Annotated in this window: 5 protein-coding genes; 2 read left to right on the forward strand and 3 right to left on the reverse strand. The window is 45.0% G+C overall.

Features of this window, described 5'->3' with window-relative positions:
• Positions 1-17: 17 nt before the first annotated feature.
• Complete coding sequence (locus IID12_09995) at positions 18-197, forward strand: hypothetical protein (protein ID MCH8289418.1); 180 nt, start codon at positions 18-20, stop codon at positions 195-197.
• Between the two features lie 11 nt (positions 198-208).
• Positions 209-985: a ribonuclease III gene (rnc, locus tag IID12_10000; protein ID MCH8289419.1), complete on the forward strand. Its 777-nt coding sequence runs from the start codon at positions 209-211 to the stop codon at positions 983-985.
• Between the two features lie 30 nt (positions 986-1,015).
• Here the strand turns inward: rnc and IID12_10005 are convergent, their stop codons facing one another.
• The 3 genes from IID12_10005 to IID12_10015 all read right to left on the reverse strand — a co-directional run bounded on the left by IID12_10005 (position 1,016) and on the right by IID12_10015 (position 3,759).
• Positions 1,016-1,588 carry a bifunctional nuclease family protein gene (locus tag IID12_10005; protein MCH8289420.1) on the reverse strand — a complete coding sequence of 191 codons (573 nt, stop codon included), beginning with the start codon at positions 1,586-1,588 and terminating at the stop codon, positions 1,016-1,018.
• A gap of 120 nt (positions 1,589-1,708) precedes the next feature.
• Positions 1,709-2,782, reverse strand: a complete 1,074-nt coding sequence (locus IID12_10010; GenBank protein ID MCH8289421.1) for a bifunctional phosphoglucose/phosphomannose isomerase — start codon at positions 2,780-2,782, stop codon at positions 1,709-1,711.
• A complete protein-coding gene (locus tag IID12_10015; GenBank protein MCH8289422.1) occupies positions 2,779-3,759 on the reverse strand; it encodes a polyprenyl synthetase family protein in 981 nt (326 codons plus the stop codon). Before IID12_10015 ends, IID12_10010 begins: the two co-directional genes overlap by 4 nt.
• Between the last annotated feature and the right edge of the window lie 50 nt (positions 3,760-3,809).

Raw genomic sequence — 3,809 nt, forward strand, 5'->3', positions numbered from 1 at the left:
AAGCGATTGCGTGTATATTGGCTCTAAATGAAGGAATCATCCCCCCCACGATAAATTACGAAAATCCCGATCCTGAATGCGATCTCGACTATACACCGAACGTTGCGGCAAAAAAAGAGATTAACGTTGCCCTAAGCAACACGTTCGGATTCGGAGGCCATAACTCTGTAGTGCTGTTCAAGAAGTATAACAACTGAAGACTATCATATTGAGAAATTTTTTCGGTCTATTCAATTTAAGACGCCGGAGTAGAGACAAAAATATTGAATTTAAGGATTCGGATCTCAGCTCCTTACGTAAGATTCTTTCCTACAACTTCACCGACCTATCTTTTCTTAAAGAGGCTCTGACTCACAGGTCATATTGCGCTTCAAACAACCTGCCCTCCAATCAAAGATTGGAATTCCTCGGCGATGCGGTAATCGAAATTGTAACAGCACACGCATTATTTGATAATTATCCTGAGAAGGGAGAGGGACCGCTGACCGAAGCAAGAGCCTCCTTGGTTAATGGGAGCAGCCTCGCGAACGTCTCCCGAAAACTCGGTCTCGGTAAATACATTCTCCTCAGCCCCGAAGAAGATATCAGGGACGGGCGGGAAAACCCGTCAATATTAGCTGATCTCTATGAAGCGATTGCTGGAGCTATATATATTGACGGCGGTTATGCCGAGGCTAAGGAATTTATAGAAAATAGTTTACTGGTTGGCCTGAGCACCTCCTTTCAACAGGCCCTATTAACAAATTATAAGAGTAGATTGCTTGAATACGCACAGGCAAATTCGCTTGGTAATATCAAATATGCGATTGTCAACCAAACAGGTCCTGACCATGCAAAGATTTTTGAGGTAGAAGTGGTTTTAAACGGTGATTCACTCGGTCGCGGCTCCGGCAAACGGTTAAAGGATGCCGAACAGAAAGCTGCTCAAGAATCATTGGCTTTATTAAATGTCACAAATGAAAAACCCGTACAGAGTACGGATTGAATATTACGGAATTGAGATTGAAAAAAAGAGTTAGTTTTCACCGCCGTCGCCGTTCAGCGCGTTGATTTTATCCCGTAACTCGGCTGCTAACTCGTAATTTTCAACTTCGATAGCCTGTTGTAATTCCTCTTCAAGAGAAAATTCCTTATGAACGAGCGGTGAATCTATCTTGAACTCATCAAACTCTTTTTGGTCGGAAACTCTGACCCCCGCTTCTTTCATAACCTTTTTTTCAACAAAGACAGGCGCGTCCACACGCAGAGCCAATGCAATTGCATCACTCGGCCTCGAGTCTATCTCCTTCTCGCCGAACTGATACGAATCAATGTAAATCTTGGCGTAAAACGTTCCTTCGACAAGTTTATCGATAACTATCTCTTTTACCTCGACTTCCATAGTGTCGAGAAGATTGCTCAGGAGATCGTGCGTCATCGGCCGCGGCATTTCAATACCCTCGATCGCAAGGGCAATTGCCTGCGCTTCAAACGCACCGACAATTACAGGAAGCTGTCTGACTCCGTTAAGCTCCTTCAGTAACACCGCATAGCCCTTACTCGGCGGATAGAAGGATATTTTTGCTATTTCGACTCGTAAATTTTCCATCTTCTCCTAAATTTCAACTATACGAGCGTTGCGGTAACCGGGGTCTATTCTGTATATAATTTCATTCACTGACGTTCTAAGTTATTTGAGTCCCATAAGCATGTCAAGCTATTTCAGACGCTATTTTGCCAGTTCTTTCTTTAGCTCGGCAATCAGATCCACCGGCTCGGGATCAACGTTATTTAACAGAGCAAGATAATAACTGACAAAATCACCGAAGTTTATCAAACCTAATAACTGAGTTAATAAATTGCCTTCGGGCGCATCAATTCTGACCGGATTTCCCCCCTTTTCTTTAATCAGCCGGCTCGTGACGTCAAAACGCAGCTTCACCCGTTCATGATAAAGACCGGAATATAAAAACACGGGAACAACACTCTCATCGGCTAATCCGGACAGGTGCCACCCCATAATTTCATTGTGGTTCATCTCCGGCAGTTCATTGTAATAAGCCAGCATCTTAGCGTTTTCCTGAATTTGGTTAGCCCACCTTCTGCCGATCACGCCGAATGATCCTGAAGAAACATAGATCAAAGGGATTTTACCTTTCAATTTCCCGGCGGTGTTCAATGCGCTGCCCTGTGCATCTGAATTTATATCTCCATTCAGTTCGGCTAATTTTTTAAGAGTTTGAACTGCCTGTTGAATCTCCGAGCTTTTATCGGAAATCAATCCCATCGAAGAAAAGATCACCAACCATGGGATCGAGCTGTAGGCAATGGCTCCGCGGGGAGGCAGTCCTTTGGGAAGATTGAGGAGCGGGTTTTTATTAGACTCGGCAAGACGTCCTATCTCTCCTCCCGTACCGGCGCATATGATTCGGCACCCTCTTTTTTTGGCATCATGGTACGCCGATATTGATTCCTCCGTATTACCCGAGTAACTTGAAATTATCGCGAGCGTCGTCTTATCCGCCCATGCAGGTAACAAATAATTTCTTACAACGCTGACCGGAATCGAAGATTCCGCCTCTATTACCGATTTTACCAGATCTCCGCCAATCGCCGACCCCCCCATGCCCATGAACAGTATATTTGATATGTTATCCATGTCAGTTTGCAGATCGAACTCCTCTGCTATTTCCACGGCTTCCTCAATTTGATTCGGGAGACTTGAAATCACATCGTACATATCCGACACGTCGAACTTATCTTTCAAATAACCTATATCCACCGTCTTACCCTCGCCCGTCATTTCTCTCTCGAATGAACCAGGTCGATCAACTGCAGCAAGGTTTGCCTTTTTTCAAGTTCAATGAAATCCAGCAGGGATCTGGAATTCGATATATTTTTCTCTATCTGTTTTTTGGTTAGTTCAAGAACTCCGCACTCCTCAAATATTTCTCTTACCCTCTTTATGTCCGTAGTTGTCACTTCATTCTTGTCTAAAATACTTGATAGTTCTTCTATCTGCTCCTCGCTGCCGAGTTTGAACGCGTTTATGAGAAGGAACGTTTTTTTCCCTTTGGCGAGGTCGCTGCCAAGGCTTTTGCCCATTAATATTCTTGTAGATGTTATTTCGAGGTAGTCGTCCTGAAGCTGGAACGCCTTTCCGAGTGCGGCGCCGAACTCTTTGAATTTCTTTACTTCGGCTGACTTAGCCCCGCCGATGAACGCCCCGACGCCGGCCGCCATCGCTATCATCATCCCTGTCTTTTTCTCAATCATCTCTAAATATTCCGAATTTGAGACATCGCTCTTTGATTCAAGAGTCATGTCAAGCGCTTGTCCTTCACACACGCCCAGGACTCCTTCGTTGAAAAGATCAATTACAGATTTGATATTTTTTATTTTGGTTCTTAACAGCGACTGGTACGCTAATACAAAAATAGCGTCCCCCGCTAATATCGCCGATGATGTATCCCATTTCTTGTGGACGGTTTCTCTTGCGCGCCGCCACGTATCAGCATCCATAATGTCGTCGTGAATAAGCGTAAAGGTGTGGAGCAGCTCTACGGCAATACCGGCGTCAAGGGCATCTTCGGGGTTTCCTCCGACCGCCTCGCAAGCAGCTAGAAGTATTATGGGTCTTAATCGTTTCCCGCCCGCCTCAATGGCATATCTGATAGGTTCATATAAGGATGCCGGCTGCGAGCTCGTGGCGACCGTCCGCAGCTTGTCCTCTATGGCTTCCTTGTAATTATTAAGGCTCTGGTTTTCGGTGAAATCCATCTTCAGGCTGTCGGGTTACTCAACTTCGATCTCTCCGAACTCTTTCAATT

This window comes from Candidatus Neomarinimicrobiota bacterium (genome assembly GCA_022567655.1).
Lineage (GTDB): Bacteria > Fidelibacterota > SORT01 > SORT01 > SORT01 > JADFGO01.